The 23,882-nt window shown below is 64.2% G+C and carries 19 protein-coding genes and 1 tRNA gene; 4 read left to right on the forward strand and 16 right to left on the reverse strand.

Annotation, left to right across the window (positions count from 1 at the left end; genetic code table 11):
• Nucleotides 1-28 precede the first annotated feature (28 nt).
• The 6 genes from QCM77_RS30550 to QCM77_RS30575 all read right to left on the reverse strand — a co-directional run bounded on the left by QCM77_RS30550 (nucleotide 29) and on the right by QCM77_RS30575 (nucleotide 8,356).
• Nucleotides 29-104, reverse strand: a tRNA-Lys gene (locus QCM77_RS30550).
• A gap of 189 nt (nucleotides 105-293) precedes the next feature.
• Nucleotides 294-890 (reverse strand): Spy/CpxP family protein refolding chaperone, encoded by a 597-nt coding sequence (locus tag QCM77_RS30555; protein WP_279686089.1) that lies wholly within the window; start codon nucleotides 888-890, stop codon nucleotides 294-296.
• Between the two features lie 196 nt (nucleotides 891-1,086).
• Nucleotides 1,087-2,085, reverse strand: coding sequence for a TRAP transporter substrate-binding protein (locus QCM77_RS30560; RefSeq protein WP_279686090.1), 999 nt, complete (start codon nucleotides 2,083-2,085; stop codon nucleotides 1,087-1,089).
• Between the two features lie 204 nt (nucleotides 2,086-2,289).
• Nucleotides 2,290-5,880, reverse strand: a complete 3,591-nt coding sequence (locus tag QCM77_RS30565; protein WP_279686091.1) for a beta strand repeat-containing protein — start codon at nucleotides 5,878-5,880, stop codon at nucleotides 2,290-2,292.
• Between the two features lie 173 nt (nucleotides 5,881-6,053).
• Nucleotides 6,054-7,616, reverse strand: a complete 1,563-nt coding sequence (locus tag QCM77_RS30570) for a 2-isopropylmalate synthase (protein WP_279686092.1) — start codon at nucleotides 7,614-7,616, stop codon at nucleotides 6,054-6,056.
• Nucleotides 7,617-8,056: 440 nt separating this feature from the next.
• Entirely contained in the window at nucleotides 8,057-8,356 is a 300-nt protein-coding gene (locus tag QCM77_RS30575) for a hypothetical protein (protein ID WP_279686093.1), read from the reverse strand.
• Nucleotides 8,357-8,594: 238 nt separating this feature from the next.
• Here QCM77_RS30575 and QCM77_RS30580 point away from each other — a divergent pair, with 238 nt between their 5' ends.
• Nucleotides 8,595-9,833, forward strand: a complete 1,239-nt coding sequence (locus QCM77_RS30580) for an SMP-30/gluconolactonase/LRE family protein (protein WP_279686094.1) — start codon at nucleotides 8,595-8,597, stop codon at nucleotides 9,831-9,833.
• A gap of 72 nt (nucleotides 9,834-9,905) precedes the next feature.
• Here QCM77_RS30580 and QCM77_RS30585 read toward each other — a convergent pair whose 3' ends face one another.
• Nucleotides 9,906-10,733 (reverse strand): oxidoreductase, encoded by an 828-nt coding sequence (locus tag QCM77_RS30585; RefSeq protein WP_279686113.1) that lies wholly within the window; start codon nucleotides 10,731-10,733, stop codon nucleotides 9,906-9,908.
• Nucleotides 10,734-10,834: 101 nt separating this feature from the next.
• Between QCM77_RS30585 and QCM77_RS30590 the strand changes: the two genes are divergently transcribed.
• The 3 genes from QCM77_RS30590 (at nucleotide 10,835) to QCM77_RS30600 (ending at nucleotide 14,649) form a co-directional block, all read left to right on the forward strand.
• A complete protein-coding gene (locus QCM77_RS30590) occupies nucleotides 10,835-11,776 on the forward strand; it encodes a LysR family transcriptional regulator (RefSeq protein ID WP_279665715.1) in 942 nt (313 codons plus the stop codon).
• Between the two features lie 183 nt (nucleotides 11,777-11,959).
• Nucleotides 11,960-13,138, forward strand: coding sequence for a D-alanine--D-alanine ligase family protein (locus QCM77_RS30595; protein WP_279665714.1), 1,179 nt, complete (start codon nucleotides 11,960-11,962; stop codon nucleotides 13,136-13,138).
• Between the two features lie 203 nt (nucleotides 13,139-13,341).
• A complete protein-coding gene (locus QCM77_RS30600) occupies nucleotides 13,342-14,649 on the forward strand; it encodes an ABC transporter substrate-binding protein (protein WP_279686095.1) in 1,308 nt (435 codons plus the stop codon).
• A gap of 223 nt (nucleotides 14,650-14,872) precedes the next feature.
• On the opposite strand, the gene QCM77_RS30605 is transcribed toward QCM77_RS30600, so the two are convergent.
• The 9 genes from QCM77_RS30605 to QCM77_RS30645 all read right to left on the reverse strand — a co-directional run bounded on the left by QCM77_RS30605 (nucleotide 14,873) and on the right by QCM77_RS30645 (nucleotide 23,800).
• Nucleotides 14,873-16,042 (reverse strand): Gfo/Idh/MocA family protein, encoded by a 1,170-nt coding sequence (locus tag QCM77_RS30605; protein ID WP_279665712.1) that lies wholly within the window; start codon nucleotides 16,040-16,042, stop codon nucleotides 14,873-14,875.
• 49 nt (nucleotides 16,043-16,091) lie between these two features.
• Nucleotides 16,092-16,406: a septal ring lytic transglycosylase RlpA family protein gene (locus QCM77_RS30610; protein WP_279665710.1), complete on the reverse strand. Its 315-nt coding sequence runs from the start codon at nucleotides 16,404-16,406 to the stop codon at nucleotides 16,092-16,094.
• A 103-nt stretch (nucleotides 16,407-16,509) separates the two neighbouring features.
• On the reverse strand, nucleotides 16,510-17,355 hold the full coding sequence (locus QCM77_RS30615; RefSeq protein ID WP_279686096.1) for a CmcJ/NvfI family oxidoreductase: 846 nt from the start codon (nucleotides 17,353-17,355) through the stop codon (nucleotides 16,510-16,512).
• 320 nt (nucleotides 17,356-17,675) lie between these two features.
• Nucleotides 17,676-18,614, reverse strand: coding sequence for an ABC transporter substrate-binding protein (locus tag QCM77_RS30620; RefSeq protein ID WP_279686097.1), 939 nt, complete (start codon nucleotides 18,612-18,614; stop codon nucleotides 17,676-17,678).
• Nucleotides 18,611-19,711 carry an LLM class flavin-dependent oxidoreductase gene (locus QCM77_RS30625; RefSeq protein ID WP_279665705.1) on the reverse strand — a complete coding sequence of 367 codons (1,101 nt, stop codon included), beginning with the start codon at nucleotides 19,709-19,711 and terminating at the stop codon, nucleotides 18,611-18,613. The genes QCM77_RS30620 and QCM77_RS30625 overlap by 4 nt, the downstream gene beginning before the upstream one ends.
• A gap of 28 nt (nucleotides 19,712-19,739) precedes the next feature.
• A complete protein-coding gene (locus QCM77_RS30630; protein WP_279665704.1) occupies nucleotides 19,740-20,912 on the reverse strand; it encodes an acyl-CoA dehydrogenase family protein in 1,173 nt (390 codons plus the stop codon).
• Nucleotides 20,906-21,706 (reverse strand): ABC transporter ATP-binding protein, encoded by an 801-nt coding sequence (locus QCM77_RS30635; RefSeq protein ID WP_279665703.1) that lies wholly within the window; start codon nucleotides 21,704-21,706, stop codon nucleotides 20,906-20,908. Before QCM77_RS30635 ends, QCM77_RS30630 begins: the two co-directional genes overlap by 7 nt.
• Nucleotides 21,700-22,722, reverse strand: coding sequence for an ABC transporter permease (locus QCM77_RS30640; RefSeq protein ID WP_279686098.1), 1,023 nt, complete (start codon nucleotides 22,720-22,722; stop codon nucleotides 21,700-21,702). Before QCM77_RS30640 ends, QCM77_RS30635 begins: the two co-directional genes overlap by 7 nt.
• Nucleotides 22,700-23,800, reverse strand: a complete 1,101-nt coding sequence (locus QCM77_RS30645) for an ABC transporter substrate-binding protein (protein WP_279686099.1) — start codon at nucleotides 23,798-23,800, stop codon at nucleotides 22,700-22,702. The genes QCM77_RS30640 and QCM77_RS30645 overlap by 23 nt, the downstream gene beginning before the upstream one ends.
• Nucleotides 23,801-23,882 lie beyond the last annotated feature (82 nt).

A 23,882-nucleotide genomic window follows, 5' to 3' on the forward strand; every position in this document is an offset into this window, starting at 1 on the left:
ACGACTGATGCTAAGTGTTTGATTTATATGGTGGGCGCACCAGGGCTCGAACCTGGGACCCGCTGATTAAGAGTCAGCTGCTCTACCAACTGAGCTATGCGCCCGAAAGGCGGTCAATGCCTTGCGAGGTCGGTCGTTTAGCAAAGCGATCCGGGTCTGGCAAGCGACGGCACGCAAGTTTTCCAAGGGTTTGCCAAGGGTTCGCCAAGGGTTCGTCCACATCCCTCAAAAAGCGAAAAGCCGCTGGATTCCAGCGGCTTCGCAAGGGTTGATCCCGGACAGCCCTTGAAGCCTCAGAGCCGGCCCTCGCGGTCCCGGTCCGGGCCGCCGTCGCGGTCGAAACGGTCACGGTGGAAGTGGTCCATGCCGCGCTCCATCATGCGGTCCATGAAGTGGCGGGGCGGGCCGTCTTCGCCGCCGCCGAACGGGCCGCGGTGGCGGGTCAGCACGGCGAGGCGGCGCTTCTGGCCCTCGTCCAGGGTCTTGTAGAGCGGATCGGCGGCATCGGCGATCTTCTTCAGGGCCGCCGACGTCGCCCCCATGTCCTCGGCGCGCTGGCGCAGGCGGGCGACCGGATCCTCCGGCTTGTCGGCATCCTTGTTGGCGTCCTTGCCGGCATCCATCCGCGCATTGGCGCGGTCGATGCGCAGCTTGGCGAATTCGCGCACCGCGCTCTCGACCGGCGGCCACAACGTCTCCTGGTCGGCGTTGAGCTTCAGTCCGGCATGGACGGCGGCGATCCGCGCGTCGACGAAGGCGGCGCGGTCTTCCGGATTCATGCGCATGTGACGCATGTGCTCCTGCATCCACGGGCGATGATATTGGGCATAGACCGCGCCGGAGCCGGCGATGCTGAGCACGGCGATGGCGGCGATGGTGAACTTCCTCATACGAACTCTCCTCTGGAAGGATGTTGCGAGGATGGGCGCAGCCCGGCTTACGCGCAACTTACAACTTGGACAGGGAGCGCGTTCTTTCGAAGATGTAACGCCCCTGAATTTCGGTTCAGTCGCAATCGGAAATCATTCGCAACAAAAAGGCTCCCGTGCAGCCCGCACGGAAGCCTTCATTCATCGTCTGTAAAGATCAGTTCGTCGTGCTCTTCGCTTCCCTCTGGAACTCGTCGATCAACGGTTGGCCGATGCGGCCTGCGGCGTCCTTGTAGACCGCCTCCATCGCCTTGCGCATCGCCTCGTCCTGCTCCGGCGTGAGCTTGATGATCTCGCTCTTGCCGCTCTTCCTGATCTCGGCGAGCGCGTCGTCGTTCTCCTTCTGCGACTGCGCGTTGTTGAAGTCGGTCGCTTCCTTCATCGCCTTCGAAAGCTGCTCGCGGATGTCGGCCGGCAGATCGTCCCAGAACTTCTTGTTCACGATCACGACGTAGCCGATGTAACCGTGGTTGGTCTCGGTGATGTACTTCTGCACCTCGTGCATCTTCTGGGTATAGATGTTCGACCAGGTGTTCTCCTGCCCGTCGACGACGCCGGTCTGGAGTGCCTGGTAGACTTCCCCGAACGCCATCACCTGCGGCAGCGAGCCGAGCGACTTGAACTGGGCCTGGAGCACGCGCGAGGACTGGATGCGGAACTTGACGCCCTGATAGTCGGCCGGCGCGACCAGCTTCTTGTTGGCGCTCATCTGCTTGAAGCCGTTGTCCCAATAGGCCAGGCCCGTGATGCCCTTGGAGTCCAGCAGCTTAAGCAGCCGAAGGCCGAGCGGGCCTTCCGTCACCTTCCGCAGCGTCTTCAGGTCGGGAAGGATGTAGGGCAGATCGAACACCTCGAATTCGCGGATGCCGAGCGGGCCGAACTTGGAGTTGGACGGCGCCAGCATCTGCACGCTGCCGAGCTGGAGCGCCTCGAGCTCTTCCTTGTCCTTGTAGAGCGTCGAGTTCGGATAGACCTCGACCTTGACCTTGCCGCCGGTGTACTTCTCGGCGAGCTCCTTGAACTTCTCCGACGCCTTGCCCTTCGGCGTATCGGTGGCGACCACGTGGCTGAACTTGATGATGATCGGCGATTGGGCCGATGCCGGCGAGAGCGACAGGACCGCAACCGATGCCGCAGCCAAGATGAGTTTCCGCATGCTTCCTCCCGCACGTCCTTCAGGGGCGCGGACCGCCGGCCCCGAGACTTGAAGGCAGCTTTATAGCGAAGCAGGCGCGGGCGCTATTGCCTGTTAGCAGGGGTCTCCTTGCAAAAATGCGGTATCCCGCGGGGAGATCCGAGCGCCCGCACCGGACGACGGCAGGGAGACCTTTGCTATCGCCAACCAGGGTCGTGTGCGGCCTCAGCCGTGCAGCGCCGGCGCCAGTTGGGCCTGCTGCGCCACCGCCGGATCGGTGATTAGGGTGCCGCCGTGCCCGTCAGAGGACAGCGCAAAGTCGGCCGCGCTGTACTGGCCGAGCAGGCTCAGCGACGCAGTATGCGTGCCGTCGGAGACCGTCAGCGTGCCGCCGGTGTTGTCGCTGTTCTGCGCATAGGCGAACGAGGTCACGCCGCCGCTGAACAGGACGTCGCCGAGGTCGACGCTGTCATCGGCCTGCCAGCCGGAGATCGATCCGGTGAGCGCCGACGACTGAGCGAGCACCAGAGAGGCATTGGGACCGGCGAAGATCACATCGTCCATCGCCCCGCCCGCGTGGACATAGGCGATCGCACCCGAGCCGATCGTGGTGTCGTCCGCGCTGCCGCCGGACTGCACATGCTGCGTGCCGGACAGGACCGTCGTGCCGGTCGCGCTGCCATACACATATTGCACGCCACCGTTGACGATGGTGGCGCTGGCGGCGCCCCAATCGACCTGCAGGCCGCCGGCATTGATCGTGGTGCCGGTCGCGATACCGTCGGCGTAGACGTTCTGCTGACTGCCGGAGTTGACCGTCGTCATCGACGCGCTGCCGTGAAGGTACTGGAAGGCGCCGTTGCTGATCGTGGTCTGGACCACCGTCCCGCCGTAGACCGACTGGATGCCGCCATCCATGGTGGTGTTGATCGCGGTTCCACCCGAATAGACGTTCTGCCCGCCGCCATGGATCGTCGTGTCCGAGGCCGTGCCGCCGCTCTCGACGGCCTGCAGGCCCGAATTGATCGTCGTCAGGCTCGCCGAGCCGAACACGTACTGACCGCCGCCGCTGATCGTCGTGATGATCGTAAAGCCCCAATCGATTTGGATACCGCCGGCATTGATGGTGGATCCGGTCGCGCTGCCGTCGATGTAGACGTTCTGCTCACCCCCGGCATTGACGATGGTGCTGAAGGCGTTGTTGTGAACGTGCTGGATTCCGCCATTCGCGATCGAGGTCTGGATCGCAACCCCGAAGACATTCTGGGTGCCGCCGTCCACATTGGTGTTGCTAGCGATGCCGCCACCGAGGATATCCTGCTCGCCGCCGGTCTCGATCGTCGTGCCGTCGGCCGAGCCGCCGATCTGGATGTATTGATTGCCCGAGATCACGGAGTTCGAGGCCAGACCGAAGACCGCCTGTGCGGCGCCCGCGGCAACCACCATTCCGTTGGCCGAGCCCTCCAGCACGACCACCGCGCCGCTCTCAACCTGGATGTCGGAGTAGCCGGTGGCGTCCTTGATGCTCCAGACCCCGCCCTGGATGTCGAGCTTCTCGACATTGACCACGGCGCCGAGCAGTGTACCGCCGCCCGAAAGCGTGAGCGTGTCGAACCCGTCGCCGCCATCGATCGTGCCGGTGACGATCGAACCAGTGGCAAGGTTGATGCTATCGTCGCCTGCGCCCATCGCGACGTCGCCGATGATGGAGCCGCTGTTGGTGAGTGTGTCATTGCCGCCATCCGTGGCGACGCTGCCGAAAATGCCGCCAGTGTTGGTGACGGTGTCGCCGAACGTGCCGACGATCGAGATCGCCTCGCCGTTGTTGCCACGGATGGTGCCGTCATTGATGATGGTCATGACGCCGAAGGCGCTGCCGTCGTTGCTGTCGTCGACCGTGATCGCGCGCTGGTCGCTGACGATCAGGGCGCCCACCTCGTTGTGGACGAAGCCGCCGCCAACCGCGAGGGCCTCGTTGAGGCCGTTCGCGGCGCCGGTCAGGCCGACCGCCTTGATCGTTCCAAAGTTGTCGATCGAGACCAGGCCGTCGACATCGATGCCGTCGGCATCGGCGCCGCTCGAGGAGATGCCGCTAATGGTGCCGCGGTTGGTCACGACAGTCGTCGTGTTCGCAGCACTATCCATGTTGATGCCGGAGCCGGCCTCTCCGGTGATGGTGCCGTTGTTGTTGACGGTGATCGGCTGGTCGCCGGTGATGCCGTGGCGCGCGCCGTCGATGATGCCATAGTTGTTGACGACACCACCGGTGTTGACCGACTGGAAGTCGATCGCGTCGTTGCCGGACGAAGACGCCGAGGCATTGTGGCTGACGATCTGGCCATAATTGTTGATGGCGGCATTGGCGCCGGCCCGGATCGCGTCGGCATCGGCCGCTGAGATCACGCCGGTTGCGGCGTTGTTGATAACGGTGTGCACGCCAGCCGAATTGATGTCGTCGAGATCGAGCGCCTGGCCGGCATTGCTGCCGGTTCCGGTCGAGGAGATCGTGCCCTGATTGTTGACGGTGAAGGTGCCGCTGGTGCCGGAGACCAGGTTCGAGATCTTCACCGCGTCCTTGGTCGCGGTGATGGTAGCCCCGGTCTTGTTGTTGATGGTGAAGCTGCCGCTGGTCGAACCGCTGGTGGCAATCGCTCGGCTGGTGCCGGTGATGGTGCCGAAATTGTCGATGATTGCGCCGGGCGTCGTGCTGCCGGCGACCCAGGTGATCGGCGTCGTGCCGTGCGGGGCGGAGCCAGCCAGGTTGATGAGATGGGAGTTGTCCGCCATCGTGATCACGACAACGTCGCTGGTCAGCAGCGTCACGCCGTCGTCGTTGACGATGGTACCGGTCGCCGCCGCGGTGCCGATCGAGACCGGGGCGCTGGCATTGGAGGCGGCAGTGAGCGTCAGGGTGAAGCTTTCGTCGTCCTCGCTGCTCGTGTCACCGGAGACGACAATGGTGACGGTCGCGGAGGACGCGCCGTCCGCGATGCTGCCACTGAAGGTCGAGCCCGGAAGCGTGCCGCCGAAATCGGCGGCATTGGTGGTGCCGGCGGCGAAGCTGCCGGAGAAGCTGATCGCGCCGGTGGTGCCGCCGGTGCGCAGAACCGTGAAGGTCATGGTCTTGGTGCCGCTGTCACCTTCGGTGATCGACACGCTCGCCGGCGAGAACGAGATCGTCTGCGTGGCGGCAGCCGCCACGGTGAAGGCGGTGGTCGGGAACGGCGCGTCCGGCGTGGTGCCGTCGGCGCTTTGGTCGCCGCTGCCGTTCTGGGTGGCCCAGTTGGCGGTGTTGCCGATCGCGGCGAGGTAGTCGGCGAAGCTGGCAAAGCCGGAGCGCGGGCCGTTATAGCCGACGATGTCGAGACCGCCGGTGAAACCGACGGCGGTCTGACCGGCGACGAGGCCGGTGCCGGTCAGGGTGCCGTCGGAGGTCGCATAGCCGACATTGGAGATCGCGGCGAGGAAGGTCGGCGCGGTCGAGGAGCCGACATAGGCGTAGACGACCTCGCTGTCGTTGGACAGGCCGGTATTGTTGGCGTTGGTGAAGGTAGCCGAGCCGGCACTGGTGCCGAACGTGCCCTTGCCGATGTTGTTGATGTCGATGACGGTGCCGGTGGGAATCGCGCTGGTCGCGGTCCAGGCGATCGTGCTTTCGGCGTTGCTGCCGGTGGCGAAGCCGGTTCCGTTCCAGTTGCTGTCGGTGAAGTTGATCACTGTGCCCTGCGGGATGTCGGCCAGGGCAACGAAGGACAGATTGTCGTTGCCGTCGCCGTTGAACCCGGTGAAGGCGATGGAACCAGCGGTCAGTGACATTTCAATTCTCCAGCAGCGGGACGTGGCCCGTGGCACTACCGGTTAATGAAATGATAACATGACATGTTAATAACATATTTGTTGCGATGTACCCCATTCGCATGGCGCGTCCCAAATGAAAAACGCGGCGCCAGGGGCGCCGCGTTTCTGCCGATCGGCCGTAAGAGTGAGCCTCAGCTCGCCGCCGCGGTCGTCACGGTGTCGCGCTGGCGCTTCATGACGATCTTGTTGAGCGCGCCGAGATAGGCTTTTGCCGAGGCCACCAGCGTATCCGGATCCGCCGCGCGCGCGGTCATCGCACGTCCCTCATGCGACAACCGCACCGAGACTTCGGCCTGCGCGTCGGTGCCTTGGGTCACGGCATGGACCTGGTACAGCTCCAGCTTGGCTTCGTGCGGCACCAGGCGCTTGATGCAGTTGAACACCGCATCGACCGGACCGTTGCCTTCGGCCTCCTCGATCTTGATCTGGCCGTCGACGTCGAGCTTCATGGTCGCGCGCTGCGGGCCATGGGTGCCGGCGATCACGGTCAGCGAGGTCAGCTTGATGCGGTCGTGCGAGGCCGCCATCTCCTCGTCGACCAGCGCCTCGATGTCCTCGTCGTAGATGTCCTTCTTGCGGTCGGCGAGCGCCTTCATCCGCGTGAACGCATCTTCCAGCTGGTTGGGGCCGAGCTTGTAGCCCATCTCCTCCAGCTTGTGCACGAAGGCGTGGCGGCCGGAATGCTTGCCCAGCACCAGCGACGACTGCTTCAGGCCGACCATCTCGGGCCGCATGATCTCGTAGGTCGAGGCGTCCTTCAGCACGCCGTCCTGATGGATACCGCTCTCATGCGCGAACGCGTTGCGGCCGACGATCGCCTTGTTGTACTGCACCGGGAACGAGGTCGCCGCCGACACCACCTTCGAGGCGCGGGTGAGCTGCGTGGTGTCGATCTTGTTCCAGTAGGGGAATTTGTCGTTGCGGACGTTGATCGCCATCACGATCTCTTCCAGCGCGGCGTTGCCGGCGCGCTCGCCGATGCCGTTGACGGTGCACTCGACCTGTCGCGCGCCCCCGACGATGCCGGCCAGCGAGTTCGCCACCGCCATGCCGAGGTCGTTATGGCAATGCACGGAGAACACCGCCTTGTCCGAGTTCGGCACGCGCTCGATCAGCGTCTTCATGAAGTGGGTGTATTCGTCGGGCGTGGTGTAGCCGACGGTGTCCGGAATGTTCACCGTGGTGGCGCCGGCCTTGATGACGGCCTCCACGATGCGGCACAGATAGTCCATCTCGCTGCGGGTGCCGTCTTCGGCCGACCATTCGACGTCGTCGATCTGGTTGCGGGCGCGCGCGACCATGGCAACCGAGGTCTCGAGCACCTGCTCCGGGGTCTTGTTCAGCTTCACCCGCATATGCAGCGGCGAAGTCGCGATCACCGTGTGGACACGGCCACGCTTGGCGAATTTCACCGCCTCGGCACAGCGGTCGATGTCGGCCGGATGGGCGCGCGACAGGCCGGCGATGACAGCGTTCTTGGAGCGGCGGGCGATTTCGCTGACGGCCTGGAAGTCGCCTTCGGAGGTGATGGGAAAGCCGGCTTCGATGACGTCGACCCCCATATCGTCCAGCAGCGCGGCGACCTCGAGCTTCTCCTCGTAGGTCATGGTGGCGCCGGGGCACTGCTCGCCGTCGCGCAGCGTGGTGTCGAAAATGATGACGCGGTCCTTCTCGGACTTGTTCACGGAGGTCATTTCGAAAATTCCTTTTGAGCTTTTGCGCCGTCAGTCTTCTGGGCGCTCGAGGTGTCCGGTGATCTCGTACAACCCCTGAGCGCCCAGGCGCATGGCGCCCAGCCGGCCCTCAGGGGCAAGTAAGAAGAAGCCCGCCAATAAGGAGGGTGGGCAGCAGCGCGGCCGGGATCGTGGCGGCGGCCAGAGCCACCTCCCCCGAAATCCCATCAATTTGGCCGCGAATCAGCATTGCCAGACCCTGTTGAGCCCTCAAATCCTCGGTCAAAACCGTTGACGGTTGGTTGCCGGGAGGCTCGATGCGCCGTTTCTAGACGAGAAATAGGCGCAACTGCAACGCCAAAAGATGGACAGAAGGGCTGACATGACTGCAGCGCCGGCGATGTCACCGGACGCGCAGCAACGACCCGATGCCGGTGTGTTTCGCCGGTCGGGTCGTCAAGCTACGCCGTGCGGCGGGCGCGGGCCCTGCTCTCCCAGCGGTCCAGCATCTGACCGAGCTCGCCGGTGGCGACCTTGCCGGCGTTCGCGACCTCGTTGGTGTTGGCTGGCGCGTTGGCACTGAGCCAATCTGGCTCGGTATATTCGCGCCAGCGGCGCGCCTCGGCTCGTCTTTTGCGGGAGACGTGGTCGCGGGTGAAATAGCCGGCCGCAAATGCAATCCCGAGCAGCAAAACCAGTACGACGACAGCGACTGCCACAGTGAACTCCGACTTACACCCCGTGTGTCGTTCTGCCAGCATCGCGCACGAGGTCAAGGCTTGACATGCTCCACAGCTTGGCAATGTCCCACAGGCAGTTCCGGCAAACCCGTCACGCGGGACGAATTTGTCGTTTCCATGTTCGATGTTCCAGCGCTTTTGCCGCCCCGATATCACGCGGAGGATGCGTACCTCCCCCTCGCAACCGTCATCGGACCGGACTAACCTTCCCATGCTCGGCCGGATCAACCGGCCAGCCGAACATGACCGGGAGGACGCGATGACACGCCAGGAAGCTCGTGACCACGAGCAGCGTGACCACGATGCTGCGCTTTCACGACGAACACTCGTTCGGGGGCTTGCGCTCGGCGCCGCCGCCACAATGGCCGGCGCCGGCTCCGCGCTGGCCCAGACCGGACCTGCCGCGCCGCCAACGACGATCACCACGCCACCGCGCGATTTCGGCCCCAACGGCGCGCCGACCACCTATTTCTGGGACCCAGACATCATCGCGGTCGATCCATCCTTCAACGATCTCGCGCAGCCCAACACCGCGATCAAGCGTCTCTATACCGGCCTGTTGTGGGCCGAAGGCCCGGCATGGAGTGCACAGGGCCGCTATCTGTTGTGGAGCGACATCCCCAACAACCGGCAGATGCGGTGGAGCGAGGACGACGGTCGCGTCAGCGTATTCCGCGCGCCCTCCAACAACTCCAACGGCAACTCGTTCGACTTCCAGGGTCGCCAGCTCTCCTGCGAGCACCTGACCCGGCGGGTGACGCGCTACGAGCATGACGGCACCGCCACCGTGCTTTGCGACAGCTACAACGGCAAGAAGCTGAACTCGCCGAACGATGTCGTCGCCCATCCCGACGGCAGCTACTGGTTCACCGATCCGCCCTATGGCGGCCAGCTCTACGAAGGCGAGCCCGATGTCGCCGGCGGTCCGAGCAATTCCGGCGGCAAGCTCAATCCGCGGATCGGACAGCCGGCCGGCTTCGTGCCGGGCAAGCGCGAGCTGCCGACCAATTGCTATCGGATCGATCCCTCCGGCCGCGTCGACCTCGTCGTCACGGAGGAGCAGGTGCCGGATCCGAACGGCCTGTGCTTCTCACCCGACTACAAGAAGCTCTACGTCGCCTCGACCGGCAAGGGACCGGGCGACACCGGGCCCGGCGGCAATGGCGAGATCTTCGTGTTCGACGTCGGCGGCGACAACAAGCTCTCCAACCTCAAGAAGTTCAGCGATTGCGTGATCGACGGCGTGAAGTGCGGACCCGACGGCGTGCGCTGCGATGTCAACGGCAACGTCTGGGCCTCCAGCAATGCCGGCCGCGCCGTCGGCTATAACGGTGTGACGGTGTGGTCGCCGGGCGGCAAGCTGCTCGGCCGCATCCGCCTGCCCGAGGTGTGCGGCAACATCTGCTTCGGCGGCCCCAAGCGCAATCGCCTGTTCATGGCGGCGAGCCAGTCGCTCTATGCGGTGTATACGGCCACGCAGGGCGCTGGACCTGGTTGAGCGGCGAGAGCGCAAGGGCGTCGGCGTGATCCGCTGACGCCCTTCGAAACCAATCCGATCGCGTCGATTGCGTTAAGCAACGTCGGTGGAGAGTGAGACGCTTTTCCACGCATCGAACTCGGCCTGCAACGATTTCATTTTTTCGTCGACCAGCCGAACGGCGTCGCTGCCGAGCAGCAGATGCGCCGGTGGATCTGCCGACAGGGCTGCTTTCAGCATCGCGAGCGCGGCCTTCTTGGGATCGCCGATCTGCCAGCCACTCAGTTCCATGCGCCGCTTGCGGATCGGATCGATGATCGCGTCGTAATCCCCGATCGATCGTTCTGCTCGTACCATCGATCGTCCGGCCCAGTCGGTGCGGAAACCGCCCGGCTCAACCGCGGTGACCTTGATACCGAGCTCCCTGACCTCCTTGCCCAGGGATTCGGAGATCCCTTCCAGCGCGAACTTGCTGCCGTGGTAGTAGCTCAAGCCCGGCAGCGTGATGATCCCGCCCATCGACGTGACGTTGAGAATATGTCCGGCGCGTCGCCGGCGCATGGACGGCAGCACGGCCTGGATCATCGCCACGGCGCCGAACACGTTGACCTCGAACTGGCGTCGTAGATCGTCGATGGACGATTCTTCCAAAATGCCTTCGTGGCCGTAGCCGGCATTGTTCACCAGGATTTCGATCGCGCCGATCTTGCTTTCGATGTCGGCAACGGCAGGCGCGATAGCCTTGGTATCGGTCACGTCAAGGACCATCGCATGCGCGCTTCGACCGAGCGCTTCGAAATTTTGCCTGTCGGCGTCGTTGCGCACGGTGCCGGCGACGGCATGGCCGTCGCTCAATGCAGCCTCCGCCAACGCGCGGCCGAAGCCGGATGAAACGCCAGTGATGAGGAATGTTTTTGCCATGTGAGATCTCTTCCCAGTCTCGAGTGTGGTCTCCATATAGGCCGGTTGATTAGTGCAATAATCGGCATAAACTGGCATGACCTGATGCAGGATATCGTACAATGCTTCACACCGGTCTTTTCGAGCTGAACGCCGTTGCCGCGATTTCCGCGCATCGCAGCTTTCGCGCCGCCGCAACCGAGCTCGGCATTTCGCCTTCGGCATTGAGCCATGCGATTGCCGGGCTGGAAAAACGCCTCGGCGTGCGTCTGATCAACCGCACCACCCGCAGCGTGTCGTTATCAGAAGCAGGCGAGCGCTTTCTCGCGCGCGTCAGCCCCGCGTTGCGTGAAATTGCCGGCGCGATGGAAGATGTGAACGAGTTTCGCGATACGCCGACGGGAACCCTTCGCATCAATCTGAAAGAGCGTGCCGCGCACCAGATCCTCCGCCCCGTCGTTGCGAAATTCCTGCGGCGCTATCCTGACATGAACGTCGAACTGACCTTGGAGGGCCGCACCATCGATATCGTCGCGGAGGGCTTCGATGCGGGAATTCGGCTGGCCGAAGCCGTGCCGCAGGACATGGTCTCCGTCGCTTGCGGTACGGCATCGCGTTTCATCGTCGTCGGCGCACCCAGCTATTTCGCACGCGTTTCATTGCCAAAGTCGCCGTCGGATCTGCTCAGCCATGAGTGCATTCGCAGGCGCATGCCGGGCGGAACGCTGTATCGCTGGGAGTTCGAAAAGCGTGGAGAGGAGATGGCGCTGGATGTGCCGGGCCGGCTCACGCTCGACAATGACAGTCTGATGGTGGAAGCCGCGCTTGAAGGACTGGGACTGGCATTCGTCAGCGATTTCTGGGTTGCGAAACATCTCACCGATGGCACCTTGCAAGCCGTGCTCGAAGACTGGACGCCGCCATTCCCTGGCTTGCGCCTCTATTATCCAGGTCACCGGCATATGGCGGCCGGGCTTCGCGCCTTCGTCGATATGTTGCGGGAGGAGAGCAAGCTGGCCGCTAGGGCCGCGCGCGTCGCTGCCCACGATTTGCGCAAGCGCTAGACCTCAGCTCCCCTCTCGCAATCCTGAGTGCCGTTTCGCAGGTCCGGGCTGAGGCGCCGCGAGCCTCATCGAGACACGGCGCCGTCGTGCCTCGCCGGCGCCGAATTGTTTTGGTCGCCTTGTCGACGCTTGAACCGGGGGTAACACAGGTGACTTCCGGGCAGAGCGCGTGATAATTGAACCATGGCAGATAAAATTCGCGTCGTTGTTCTCTATGGCGGCAGGTCCGGCGAGCATGAGGTCTCGCTGAAATCGGCGGCCTCCGTGCTCCATCATCTCGACCGCACCCGCTTCGAGGTGATCCCGGTCTCCATCGACAAGACGGGCCGGTGGCAATGGAACGATCTTCATGCGCTCGATCAGGTGCGGGCGGCATCCTTGCCGATCCTGCCCGATGCGCCGGAGATGCGGCTCGCCAGAGGACCTGATGGACGCGGCGCCCTCATGCCGATCACGCAAGGAGCGGCCGCCCCGATCGAGATCGACGTCGTCTTTCCGGTCATGCATGGGCCGCTTTGCGAGGACGGCACCGTGCAGGGCCTCCTGGAATTGGCGGAGGTCGCCTATGTAGGATCGGGCGTTCTCGCCTCCGCCGTCAGCATGGACAAGGATGTCGCCAAGCGGCTCGCTGAGTTCGCCGGCATTCCGGTCGCGCCCTATCATGTGCTCACCCGCAAGGCCTTCATTCAGGACCGCACCTCGTCGCTCGCCAAGGCGGTCGAAGGTTTGAGCCTCCCGGTCTTCGTCAAGCCATGCAACATGGGCTCCAGTGTCGGCATTCACAAGGTCAAGACTTGGGATGTGCTCGGCACGGCGCTCGACGACGCATTTCGCTATGACGTCAAGGTGCTGGTCGAACAGGGCATCGATGCGCGCGAAATCGAGGTCGCGGTGCTCGAGGGCGAGACGCTGTTTTCAAGCGTCGCCAGCGAGCTGAATCCCAATGCCCATCACGAGTTCTATTCGTATGAGGCTAAATATCTCGATCCCGATGGCGCCCGGGTTGACCTTCCGGCCAGGTTAGACGCAGCGCAGATGGAGCGCGTGCGGTCACTCGCCACAGAAGTGTTCGCGGCGCTCGAATGCAGCGGCTTCGCGCGCGTCGACTTTTTTCTCGACCGGCAAATCGGAAAATTCTGCTTCAACGAGATCAACACCCTGCCCGGCTTCACGTCGATCAGCATGTATCCGAAGATGATGGAAGCCTCGGGCGTACCATATGGTGAGCTGCTGACGCGCCTCGTCGATCTGGCGCTGGATCGGCACCGGCAGCGGCAATCCCTGGAACGGGGCTACGCGAGCCAGTCTTGCTGCGTCACGAGGATCAATGCGAGCGGCGCGGGCGACGGCCGAACGTCGTGAAACTGTCGCAGCAATCGGTTCGCGCTGACATCAAGCCCATCGCTCCGCACGGAGCGGTGGGCTTTTCTTTGCCTTTCGCAGATGCGTTGTGTCGTGGCCAGCGCGCGTATCGACCTTGGGCGATGTTGACTTTCTACCGTCCGCTCTGAATACTTCGCAAAAAATAGAGCCAGTCACAAAGACGGTTTTTGAGGGAGGATAGGATGCCGACTTCACGCAGGCAGCTGCTGAAGAGCTCGGCGGCCGCCGCCGCACTCAGCCTCGATTGGACACGGGCCCAGGCGCAAGCCGAGAATTTACGCATCGGCCTGATCTACGACCTCACCGGTCCGTTCGCCGCCGGCGGCTCGGTCGCCTCCTCGGTCGGCGCACAGATCGCCATCGACCTCGTCAACGAAAAGGGCGGCATCGGCGGCAAGACCAAGATCGTACCGGTCGCGGCGGACTCGCAGAGCAAGGCGGACGTGGCGATCAACGAGGCCGAGCGGCTGATCAGCCAGGAAAAAATCGACATCATCAACGGCGTCTATTCCAGCGCGCATGCGGTGCCGATGGCGGCGAAGGTCGAGCAGCAGAAGAAGATCCTCTGGATCACGACCGCGGTCTCGACTGCCGTGTTCAAGGACAAGAACCTGCAGTATGTGTTTCGCGCGCAGATCCATTCCGATCAGTACGGCCAGGCCTTCGCGGGCTTCGTCGCCGAGCACGCCCAAGGCAAGCTCGGCATGGACCCGAAGGACGTCAAGGTTGCGCTGATCCACGAGGACGGCCCTTATGGCGTCGGCGTCGCCGCGGCCGACGAGGCCTATGCCAAGCAGGCGGGCATCCAGGTGGTGATGCGCGAAGGCTATTCAGCTTCCGCGCCCGACCTCTCGGTGCTTGTGACCAAGCTCAAGCGCGCCAAGGTCGATGTGATCTCGCATGCCGGCTACAACCCCGACATCACCCTGTTCCTGCGTCAGGCCCGCGAGAGCGGCCTGCGCTTCAAGATGCTGTTCGGCGCGGGCGCCGGCTACAGCCAGCTCGACAAGCTGCGCGCGACCTTCGGCCCCGACATCGACAATTTCTGCAACATCGATCCGGTGCCGGCGCAACTGCTCGATGCCGCCAAGCTTGCACCGGGCATCGGCGATCTGACCAAGACCATGGTCTCGCGCTACCTGGCCAAGACCGGCGCCACCGACGTGCCGCCGCACTGCTCGATGGGTTTCAACCAGACCTGGGTGCTGCTCAACAACGTGCTGCCGGTCGCCAAGGACAAGTACGGCAGCTTCGAGCCCGAGGCCATTCGCAAGGCTGCGCTCGACGTCGACATTCCCGCCGGCGGCACCATCCAGGGCTATGGCGTGAAATTCTTCCCGCCGGGCACGCCGCTCTCCGGCCAGAACGAGCGCTCGACCCCGGTCGTGATGCAGAACGCCGGCGAGCATATCTCGGTGGTGTGGCCGACGAACATTCGCACGCAAGATCCGGTGTTTCCGCTGCCGAAGGGGTCGACTTACGGGACGTAGGATTCAAGCCGCGCAGACGGTCCGCCCCTCTCCCCTTGTGGGCCTTGTGGGAGAGGGTGGCTCGCCGCGAAGCGGTGAGACGGGTGAGGGGTTGTCTCAGCGCTTGAATCTCTCGCATTTGGGTTCGCTGACGCAACCCCTCATCCGGCGCTTCGCGCCACCTTCTCCCACAAGGGGAGAAGGAAAATAAGCGCGCGGACCAATCATTCGCTACGACGACTCTCTACAATACCACCCGCCGTCCCTCCTCCGCCGCCCAATACCCCGCGTAGTTCACCTTGATCGTCTCGTACGCCAGCGCCAGATCCGACAGCGGCAGCCTTCCGCTCGCGGCGCATTCCATAAAATCCTGGATCTCCTGGAGGTAGCCGCGCGTCCACTCCTCCTCGAGGCAGACATATTGCCAGCCGGTTTTGCGATCGACCTTTTCGGTGATGTAGACAGAGGCGAGCTTCTCCTCGGAGGTCTGGTAGCTCATCAGATGCGTGTTCGGCGTGATGTTGGCGAACAGCGAGCCGCCTGACGTGTAGGTCTCGATCAGATTGCGCACGCCGCCCATGATCATGTCGCCGGAGAACACGGTGGCCTTGGTGCCGTCCGAGAAGGTGGCGGTCAGCATGCCCCAATCCTCGACGTCGACCGGATTGGCCTTGATGTAGATGCGCTCCTCCGGCTTCAGGACAGCCGTGACGTTGCCGACATCGCCGGTGACGCTGGCGACGCGGATGGTTTCGCCGCGCGCCTTCGCCTCGACCTGCTTGAGATACAGCACGGCGGAGAGCGGATGGCACCCCATCCGGATCAGCGAACCGCCACCGGTCATCGCCCATTGCGCGGCGTGGGCCGCATGCGAGCCGGAATGGCTCTCCTCACCCTTCATGAACAGGATTTTGTCTTTGGTCGCTCTTAGAATCTCTGCGGTCTTGGTCACCGCGGGTGCGTAGATCCAGTCCTCGGCATACATGAAGAGCTTTCCGGTGCGCTCGATCGCGGCCCGCGTGGCGTCCATCTCCTCCAAGACGCGCTCATACATCAGCGCCTTCGACACATGCTTGCCGATCGGCTGCCGGTCGCCCTCACGGCCGAAATAGCCGGCGAACGGCTTTTCGCAGATCACGTGCTTGCCGGCCTGCATGGCGGCGACGATCATCCCGGCATGAAGATTGGGCGGCGTGCAGATGTCGATGACATCGAGTTCGCGGTCTGCGATCAGCTCGGCAAAGCTGCGATAGACCCGCGGGATCTGGTGACGGTGCGCAAATTCGACGACATGGTCGCCGCGCGCAGCGACCGCCGCGACCTCGACATCCACGCCGTAGACCCGCCGGAACGCATACATGTGCAGCTCCGACACGAAGCCGCAGCCTACGAGTCCCACCCTGATCTTTGCCATAGCGCCCCCTCACCCATGCTTTGGGCGGCACTATAGCGCGCCGGCAGGCCTATTCCACCGAGACCCGCACCACACCGGCACTCATCATGCCGAGGGCTTTGGCGGCCGGCACCGAGAGATCGACGATCCGGCCGCGGATGAAGGGGCCGCGATCGTTGACGCGGCACTGGATCGAGCGGCTCCCGTAGGACACCCTCAGCACGCTACCGAAGGGGCGCGTCCGGTGCGCGCAGGTCAAGTCGCCGCCTTTTCCCGCCTTTCCGTATCCGTAGTAAGAAGCAAGTCCGCTTTCGGCGTGTGCAACTGAAAAGGCGGAAAGCGAAAAAGTAGCAAGGCAAGAAAATAGCGTCGTCTGTCCTCGCACGGCACCGCTCCGGGTTGGCCCTGCCCGGCGCTACAAACGTTCCGTTGTTCCCTGGGGTTCCAAGCCACTGCCGGGCCGCGCCCGGCAGTGCCATCACACATTGTTACTGTTTGTGAAAAACCAGTGTTCGGACCTCGATGCTTTCGCGCGGCGCCGCATCCGCAGGCGTGGTCGGATCGACAAAAGCGGTGTGCGGCCCGAAGCGGGTGCGGCCGTCGGTTGCGGAATCATAGCACTTGAGCAGCAGCGCCTCGTCCGGCGTCATCTCGGGAAAATAGAACCAGCGGTGGTTCGGATTGTATCTCACCGAATAGGTCTCGCCGCGACGGTTGGGATAGATCAAATCGGAGGCGACGAGGTCGTCAGGCGCGACCGTCGTGCCGTCGGCCATCGCCAGCGGTGAATCGCGCAAGGGACCGCGGATCGGCCGCCAGAGGTTGATCACCTGGACGCGGCCCTTCAGCAACTCCTCGGCTTCATCGGGCAGATGCTCGCGCACACGGTTGGCGCCGGAGACGGCGGTCTGGTCGACGTGGACGCGTGTTGCCGGCTGACGCGGGCCACCGTCGCGAATGTCCGCGGCGCCCTCGACGCGCCTGCGCACGGTATGGTCGAAGATGACGACGCGGTCGGCCTTCAGCGTTGCGCGCAGGAAGGCCTCGACGGCGGGATAGTAGACCGCCCTCACCTCTTCGTCGTTGTTGAAGTCCTTCACCAGGGTCGGATGCCGCACCAGCGCAAAGCCTTCGCGGTCGAGCGAGAAATTTTGCGCGATCAGGCGCGCATCGAAGATCGGGACCTGATGCGGCTCCGGCAGCGACGTGCTCTTGGGCTCGCCCGGCGGCGGATCGAAGGCGTAAGTGCGCGGCTTGCCGGAAACCGGCGCGAGGTAGTTGAGTTCGGCAGTGACGAAAGGAAGCGATTCGATTTTTGTTTCTTGCAGGCCCATGGCCGGTCTCCCGATGTGATCGTCTGGATGATTTCTGAGGGGATCCAGCGTGGCGCAAGGGAGGTGGTGCAAATAGCAATGGGGGTGTTGTCGAGAGCGAGGAATGCAGAAGGAACGTTTCGAAGAAGGCAATCAGATTAGGAGGTGCTCTCTTCGCTTCACGGACACTTGAGAGGCATATGAGATTTCGTGCCCCGGACGCAGCGCAGCGCTTCTTCAGCGGCGCGCTGCTGAGCCGGAGCCCATATCGTCGAGCATTCTGTGCATCCCGGCTCTGCGGAGCAGCGTTGCACGCTGCGTCGCGTCCGGGACACAGGAGGCTACAACCCCGCCTTCGCGATCGCATCTGCAAACGAGCGATCGACGATTTCGGCCGCATCCAGCTTCTGCTTGATCAGGCCCCAGCGAAAATAGAGGTCGATCGTGCTCTGCTCGTCCGCGACCACGCCGTCGTCGATCGGCGCAATCCGGATCTTTGCGCGCGAGAGCCAATTCTGCGGCACGGCGGTCGGGATGTTCATCAGCTTGCCCCAGGTCGCGGCATAGCCCTCGACATTGTTCAGCGACCATGCCCGCGCCGCGGTGAGACGCCGAATGAAGTCGGTCAGCTCTGCGCGCTTGTCGCGGATGGCGTCGGGCCGCGCCACCTGAAAGCTCAAACCCGGCGTCAGGCCTTCCGAGGTGATGATGCGGCGCGATTTGAACAGCACCTCCTCCTGGCTGACATAAGGCTCCCAGGTCGACCACGCGTCGACAGAGCCTTGCGTGTAGGCGACCTTGGCATCGGAAGGCGCGAGAAACGCGATCTGCACGTCGCTCGCACTCCAGCCGTTCTTCTCGAGCGCGGCCAGGATCAGTTGCTGGCCGATCGAGCCGCGGCCGGTTGCGATCTTCTTGCCACGCAGATCGGCAAAGCTCTTGATCGGCAAGGCCTCGGGCACAAGAATGGCCAGGCCCTCGCGCGTCTGCCGGATCGCGGCAATCGCTTTCACCGGCGCCCCGGAGGCGGCAGCGAAGGTGAAGGGCGCGTCGCCCACGAGCCCGGTCTCGATCGCTCCGGCGCTCAGCGCTTCCAGCAGCGGAGCCGCTGCCGGAAACTCCTTCCACTCGATCTTGTACGGAACGTCCTTGAGCACGCCCGCCGCTTCCATCACGGCCTGCGAATTGCCTTTCTGGTCGCCGACGCGCAAGGTGGCTTGCGCCGCCGCCAGCTCGAACGAGCCGAACAGCAGCGCGCCAGCCAGCATGAGGCGGATCATTCCGCGGCCTCGCCGTGAACGGCCTGACGGTTGGCGACCAACGCGCGCGTCAGCGGGATCAGCTCGCGCCCATATTCGATGGCGTCGATCAGCGGATCGAAACCGCGGATCAGGAAATGGGTGATACCGAGATCGTAATAGTCGCCAAAGACTTCCGCGACCTGCTCGGGCGTTCCGACCAGTGCGGTGGTGTTGCTGTTGGCACCGGTGAGCTTTGCGATCTCGGTCCAGAGCCGCTTGTCGATGCGGCTGCCCTGGTCGGCGAGCGAGAGCAGGCGCCGCGCGCCGGCCGTGGCATGGCCGTCGGCGGGTTTGCGATAACCGGTCTTGTCCTGGAGCGCGGTGGCGCGCGCCAAAATCTCTTCCGCCTTTTCCCAGGCCTGCTTCTCGGTCGGGGCAATGATCGGCCGCACCGAGAGGCTGAAGCGCGGCGTCGGACGGCCCTGCCTGACGGCCGCATTGTGAACGCGCGAGGTGACGTCGCGCACCTGCGCGTAGGATTCCCCCCACAGCGCAAACGTGTCGGCGTGCTTGCCGGCGACGTCGATCGCCGCATCCGAGGCGCCGCCGAAATAGACGCGGATGCCCTCCGGGCGATATGGCTTCACCTGCGAGAAGGCGTTCTCGACCTGATAGTGCTTGCCCTTGTAGGTGAAGGGCTTGTCGCTGGTCCATTCCAACTTCAGGACGTCGAGGAACTCGGAGGTGCGCGCGTAGCGCTCGTCCTTGTCGTCGAGCGTATTGCCGTCCTGCCGCAGCTCGGTGGCGTTGCCGCCGGTGATGACATGGAGCGCGACGCGGCCGCGGGAGAACTGGTCGAGCGCCGCGAACTGTCGCGCCAGCAGGGTCGGAGCGGTGAAACCGGGGCGCTGCGCGATCAGCACGTTGAGGCGGTCGGTGACGCCGAGGACGTGCTGGGCGACCTGGAGCGCGTCCGGCGTGGTCGAATGAAACGCCAGCAGCGCGCGATCGAAGCCGGCATTCTCATGCGCCTTCGCCACCGTCTCGATGTGGGTCGGGTTGAGGATCGGTCCCTCGCGGACCACGGTTTCGGATGAATTGTTGTTGCTGATGAAGCCGATGAACTCGATCGACATGATCGTCTCCCTGTTTCTTTTCTGAAAGCTAGAGTCCCAATGCGGCACGGCCGAGGCCGGTGCGCGTGGAATCGTCCTGCGGCGTGTGCACGCGGCCGCACAGGACGTCGCGATAGTGCCGCTCCAGCGGATTGGCGCGGGAGAGGCCGTGATTGCCGGTGAGCGACAGCGCGTCCTCGACCGCGGCAATGGCATTGTTGGTCACGGTCAGCTTGATGACGTTGGACTCGGCCGCGGAAAGCTCGATGCCGTCATCGAAATCACCGGCGAAGGATGCGATCAGCCGCGCATTGACCGCGAGCCGTGCCTCGATCGCGCCAAGGATCTCCTGCGCGCGCGGCAAGGTCGCAAGCGGCGCACCCAGGCTGGCCGGCACGCGCTGCTTCAGGAACGCGACCAGCCAGTCACGCGCCGCGCGCGCGACGCCGTCATAGATCGCGGCGACGAAGACGGTATGGACGGTCGCCTGTGTGACATCAGGTGGGCGCCAGTCCGCCGGCTTGCGCACATCGATCTCGGCATCGAGAGGAATCACGACATCGTCGAAGATGACGTCGTGGCTGCCGCTGGCCCGCAGCCCGTGATGATCCCAGGTCTCGACGATGCGCGTCCCCGGCGGGCCCGCCGGCACCAAAAACTGTCCGACGCGCGGCTCGGCTTCGTCCGTCCGCGCCCAGACCAGATACCATTTCAGGATCGGCGATCCCGTCGAATAGATCTTGTGCCCCGAGAGCCGCCAGCCGGTCTCGGTCCGACGTGCAATGGTCGCGGGCAGGCCGCCGCGCGCAGGCGAGCCCAGTTCGGGCTCGACGCGGAGCGCGTTGACGAGCGCAACGCCTTCGACACTCTCGCGCGCAAGCTTGCGCGACAGCCGCGCCGGCCAGGTCGGGCTCCGTGCCATCACCAGGTGGTTGATGTAGTGCATCGACAGCACTAGCGCGGTCGACGGATCGGCCTTGCCGATGATGCCGAGGACGCGTGCGGCGTATCGAGCGCCCGCTCCGGCCCCGCCATGGGCCGCAGGCACCGTCAGCGACAGCAGACCTGCCTCGGACAGTTCGCGAAAATTCTCGAAGGGAAAGCTGCCGGTGCGGTCGTGCTCGGCCGCGCGCGCGGCGAAGTCCTCGGCCAGCGCCTCGGCACGTGCGATGTAATCGGGCTCGCTATGGGCCATGCGCCCCTTGGCGATCGAAGTCACCATGTGGCGTCCAGTCCCAGCAGGCCAAGAATCTGGCGGCGCAGATCCGCGAGATACGGATCGCCGCGGTGGCGCGGATAGGGCCGATCGACACGGATGTCGGCCTTCACCCGTGCCGGGCGGTCGCTGAACACGATGACGCGATTGGCGAGCACCAGCGCCTCCTCGGCGTCATGCGTCACCAGCAGCGTGGTAAAACCCTTGCGCTGCCACAGCGAGACCAGCTCGCCCTGCATGGTGATGCGGGTCAGCGAGTCGAGTTTTCCGAGCGGCTCGTCGAGGATGAGGATTTTTGGATCATTGACCAGCGCGCGGGCCAGTGCGACGCGCTGCGCCATGCCGCCTGAAAGCTGGTGCGGATAGGCATTGCGGAAGGACGCAAGGCCGACAAGATCGAGCGCGGCATCGACGCGGTGCCGCTGGCTCTTCAAAATGCCCTGCGCCTCCAGCCCGAGCGCGACGTTGTCCCAGACCGTACGCCAGGGAAACAGGGTCGGATCCTGGAACACGACAACGCGCGAAGGATGCGGCCGGGTGATGCGGGCCTCGTCCTCGCGCAGCGTTCCCGACCTGGGCTTGTCGAGGCCTGCGACCAGGCGCAGCAGCGTGGACTTGCCGCAGCCGGAGGGACCGAGCAGCGCAACGAACTCGCCCGGCTCGACGGAGATGCTGACCTCGCTGAGCACCGGCAGCTCGGCACCATCGATGTCGAAGGCGTGGCTGACCTGCTCGATGTCGAGCGCGGCGCCGGCGGCCGGGTGAGCGTCGATTTCAGCCAGTGCAGTTGCGGCTACCATTTCACAGTCCCCTTCTGCCAGACCAGCAGGCGGTCGCGGATCGCGAACAGCAGCGTGATCGCGCCAGAGCAGAGCAGCGACATCACGATCAGCGCCGCGTACATATTGGCGTAGGCGGCCCAGCCCTGCGCCCATTGCAGATACCAGCCGAGCCCGGCCTTGACGCCGATCATCTCGGCGACGACCAGCACGGCGAAGGACGAGCCGAGCCCCATGAACAGGCCAACGAAGACATGCGGCAATGCCGCGGGGATCGCCACCTTCAACACCAGGAAGGACGGCTTTGCCCCGAGCGTCCGCGCGACGTCGTAATAGGCGTTGCCCACACTCGCGACCCCCGACCAGGTCAGCACGGTGACCGGGAAGCCGGTTGCCAGCGCGATCAGAAAGGTCGAGGCGCTCCAGCTCGACGGGAACGTGAAGAAGGCGATCGGCAGCCAGGCGGTCGCCGGCAGCGGGCCGATGAAGCGCAGCACCGGATGCACCCAATAGCCGACCGCGCGCGACCAGCCGATCGAGACGCCGGTCAGGAAGCCGACCGTGGCCCCGATCAGATAGCCACCGAGCTGGAGCTTGACCGACGCGAACACGCTGTCGAGCAGCTTCGGCAAATCGTCGGTATAGACCTCGATGATCGATTGCGGCGGCGGAAAGAACGGCAGTGGCAGCCAGGCGAATTTGGCAGTAGCAAGTTCCCACAAGGTCAGGAACGCACCAAGCGCCACAAGCCATGGCGCACGCTGGCGCAAGCCGCGACCGGCCGAGCCGAGATAATCGGCGCCGACCGTTCCGAACAAGGCCACCGCCGCAACGATGAAGGCAGCGATGCCGAGTGAATGGGTTCGTGACCAGTCCCCGACATCCTCCCACCACAGGCAGGACAGACCGAAGGCGATCCACGCGGCGCTAGCGAGAACGCCAACGCCGGATTCACGGATCCAGCTCGCTAGCAGCGGCGCGCGCGAGAGCCGCGGCGCGCCGGAGGCGAGGCCGTCAGACAGCGAATACGTCGACATAGATGCGCTCCGCGAATTTGGCCGTGTCGGTGCTCTGCTTGAAGACCTGCACGCTCTTGAGATCGTCGGCATAGGCCTTGAGCTCGCGCTTCAACACCTCGCCGACGGGATGATGATGATGGGTGTGGTAGCGCACCATGCCCTCAATATCGGCAAGCGTTGCCGTCTTCGGCGCATAAGGCTGGAACGATTTTGCCGCCACCACCGGATTCTGCGAGGTGAACATCGCGGCATCGAGCAACGCCTGCGTGATGGCGCGTGCGACCTGCGGCTCCTCGCGCACGAGGCTGCCGCGCAGGCCGACGATGCAGCAGCTCTTGTCACGGTAATCGCCATCGAGATTGGATGCGACTTCCTTGTACTGGCTGTCCTTGAGCCAGAGATAGCCGAGCGGATCGGACGACAGGAACGCCTGCACCTCGCCTTTCTCCACGGCGACATTGAGGAGGTTGCCGGGATAGGCGCGCCAGTCGACATCCTTGTTGGGATCGATGCCGAGTTTTGCCAATTGGATCGAGAAGAAATTCTTGTCGGGGCCGCCGAGATCGCCGACCGCGACGATCTTGCCCTTGAGGTCGGCCAGCTTGCTCACGTTGGAGTCGGCGCGCGTCAGCACGCGCATGCAGCCGCCATGGGTGCCGGCGGCGATCTTGACGTCAAAGCCCTGCTCCAGCGGCTTCAGCCAGCGCAGCGCCATGCCGAGACCGGCATCGCTCTTGCCCGTAGCGATCGCCTCTAACAGCTGGTCGGTCGAGCCGGAATAGTTGACGAGCTCGACGTCGAGATTCTGCTTCTGGAAGAAGCCGTGCTCGATGGCGACCGGCAGCGGCGCAAGGCAGACCGCGCCGGCATTCCACGACAGCTTCAGCTTGCGCGGCGCGCCGGTGAGCGCGGGCGTGTCGGACGCCGTCCGGCACAGCGGAAACTCCGAGAAGTCGATGCCGGACGCAATCCCGCGCGGCGCAAAAGCCTGCGCGCCAAGCGCACCGAGCGGCGCGGCGAAGGCCGCCGCGAGGCCCGCCTGGAGCAGGTGGCGCCGGTCGAGCCTCGATCCGCCGTGCTTGTCGTCGTCGTTCATCCGTCCCCACTCCTGCGCTGGCATGGCTCCGCCATCTGCACAACGGATTATGTTGCGCATATTCCGTGCGGAGCTGCGTTGA

It is taken from the genome of Bradyrhizobium nivariense (genome assembly GCF_029846695.2).
Classification (GTDB): Bacteria; Pseudomonadota; Alphaproteobacteria; order Rhizobiales; family Xanthobacteraceae; genus Bradyrhizobium.

What these genes read in the sequence shown, in the direction of transcription:
- QCM77_RS30595 (WP_279665714.1), top strand. Translation starts at nt 11,960, where the DNA reads ATGGCAGATAAAATTCGCGTCGTTGTTCTCTATGGCGGCAGGTCCGGC.
- QCM77_RS30630 (WP_279665704.1), bottom strand. Translation starts at nt 20,912, where the DNA reads ATGGTGACTTCGATCGCCAAGGGGCGCATGGCCCATAGCGAGCCCGAT.
- QCM77_RS30580 (WP_279686094.1), top strand. Translation starts at nt 8,595, where the DNA reads ATGACACGCCAGGAAGCTCGTGACCACGAGCAGCGTGACCACGATGCT.
- QCM77_RS30605 (WP_279665712.1), bottom strand. Translation starts at nt 16,042, where the DNA reads ATGGCAAAGATCAGGGTGGGACTCGTAGGCTGCGGCTTCGTGTCGGAG.
- QCM77_RS30575 (WP_279686093.1), bottom strand. Translation starts at nt 8,356, where the DNA reads ATGCTGGCAGAACGACACACGGGGTGTAAGTCGGAGTTCACTGTGGCA.
- QCM77_RS30590 (WP_279665715.1), top strand. Translation starts at nt 10,835, where the DNA reads ATGCTTCACACCGGTCTTTTCGAGCTGAACGCCGTTGCCGCGATTTCC.
- QCM77_RS30600 (WP_279686095.1), top strand. Translation starts at nt 13,342, where the DNA reads ATGCCGACTTCACGCAGGCAGCTGCTGAAGAGCTCGGCGGCCGCCGCC.
- QCM77_RS30585 (WP_279686113.1), bottom strand. Translation starts at nt 10,733, where the DNA reads ATGGCAAAAACATTCCTCATCACTGGCGTTTCATCCGGCTTCGGCCGC.
- QCM77_RS30620 (WP_279686097.1), bottom strand. Translation starts at nt 18,614, where the DNA reads ATGATCCGCCTCATGCTGGCTGGCGCGCTGCTGTTCGGCTCGTTCGAG.
- QCM77_RS30640 (WP_279686098.1), bottom strand. Translation starts at nt 22,722, where the DNA reads ATGTCGACGTATTCGCTGTCTGACGGCCTCGCCTCCGGCGCGCCGCGG.
- QCM77_RS30635 (WP_279665703.1), bottom strand. Translation starts at nt 21,706, where the DNA reads ATGGTAGCCGCAACTGCACTGGCTGAAATCGACGCTCACCCGGCCGCC.
- QCM77_RS30570 (WP_279686092.1), bottom strand. Translation starts at nt 7,616, where the DNA reads ATGACCTCCGTGAACAAGTCCGAGAAGGACCGCGTCATCATTTTCGAC.
- QCM77_RS30625 (WP_279665705.1), bottom strand. Translation starts at nt 19,711, where the DNA reads ATGTCGATCGAGTTCATCGGCTTCATCAGCAACAACAATTCATCCGAA.
- QCM77_RS30555 (WP_279686089.1), bottom strand. Translation starts at nt 890, where the DNA reads ATGAGGAAGTTCACCATCGCCGCCATCGCCGTGCTCAGCATCGCCGGC.
- QCM77_RS30645 (WP_279686099.1), bottom strand. Translation starts at nt 23,800, where the DNA reads ATGAACGACGACGACAAGCACGGCGGATCGAGGCTCGACCGGCGCCAC.
- QCM77_RS30560 (WP_279686090.1), bottom strand. Translation starts at nt 2,085, where the DNA reads ATGCGGAAACTCATCTTGGCTGCGGCATCGGTTGCGGTCCTGTCGCTC.
- QCM77_RS30615 (WP_279686096.1), bottom strand. Translation starts at nt 17,355, where the DNA reads ATGGGCCTGCAAGAAACAAAAATCGAATCGCTTCCTTTCGTCACTGCC.
- QCM77_RS30565 (WP_279686091.1), bottom strand. Translation starts at nt 5,880, where the DNA reads ATGTCACTGACCGCTGGTTCCATCGCCTTCACCGGGTTCAACGGCGAC.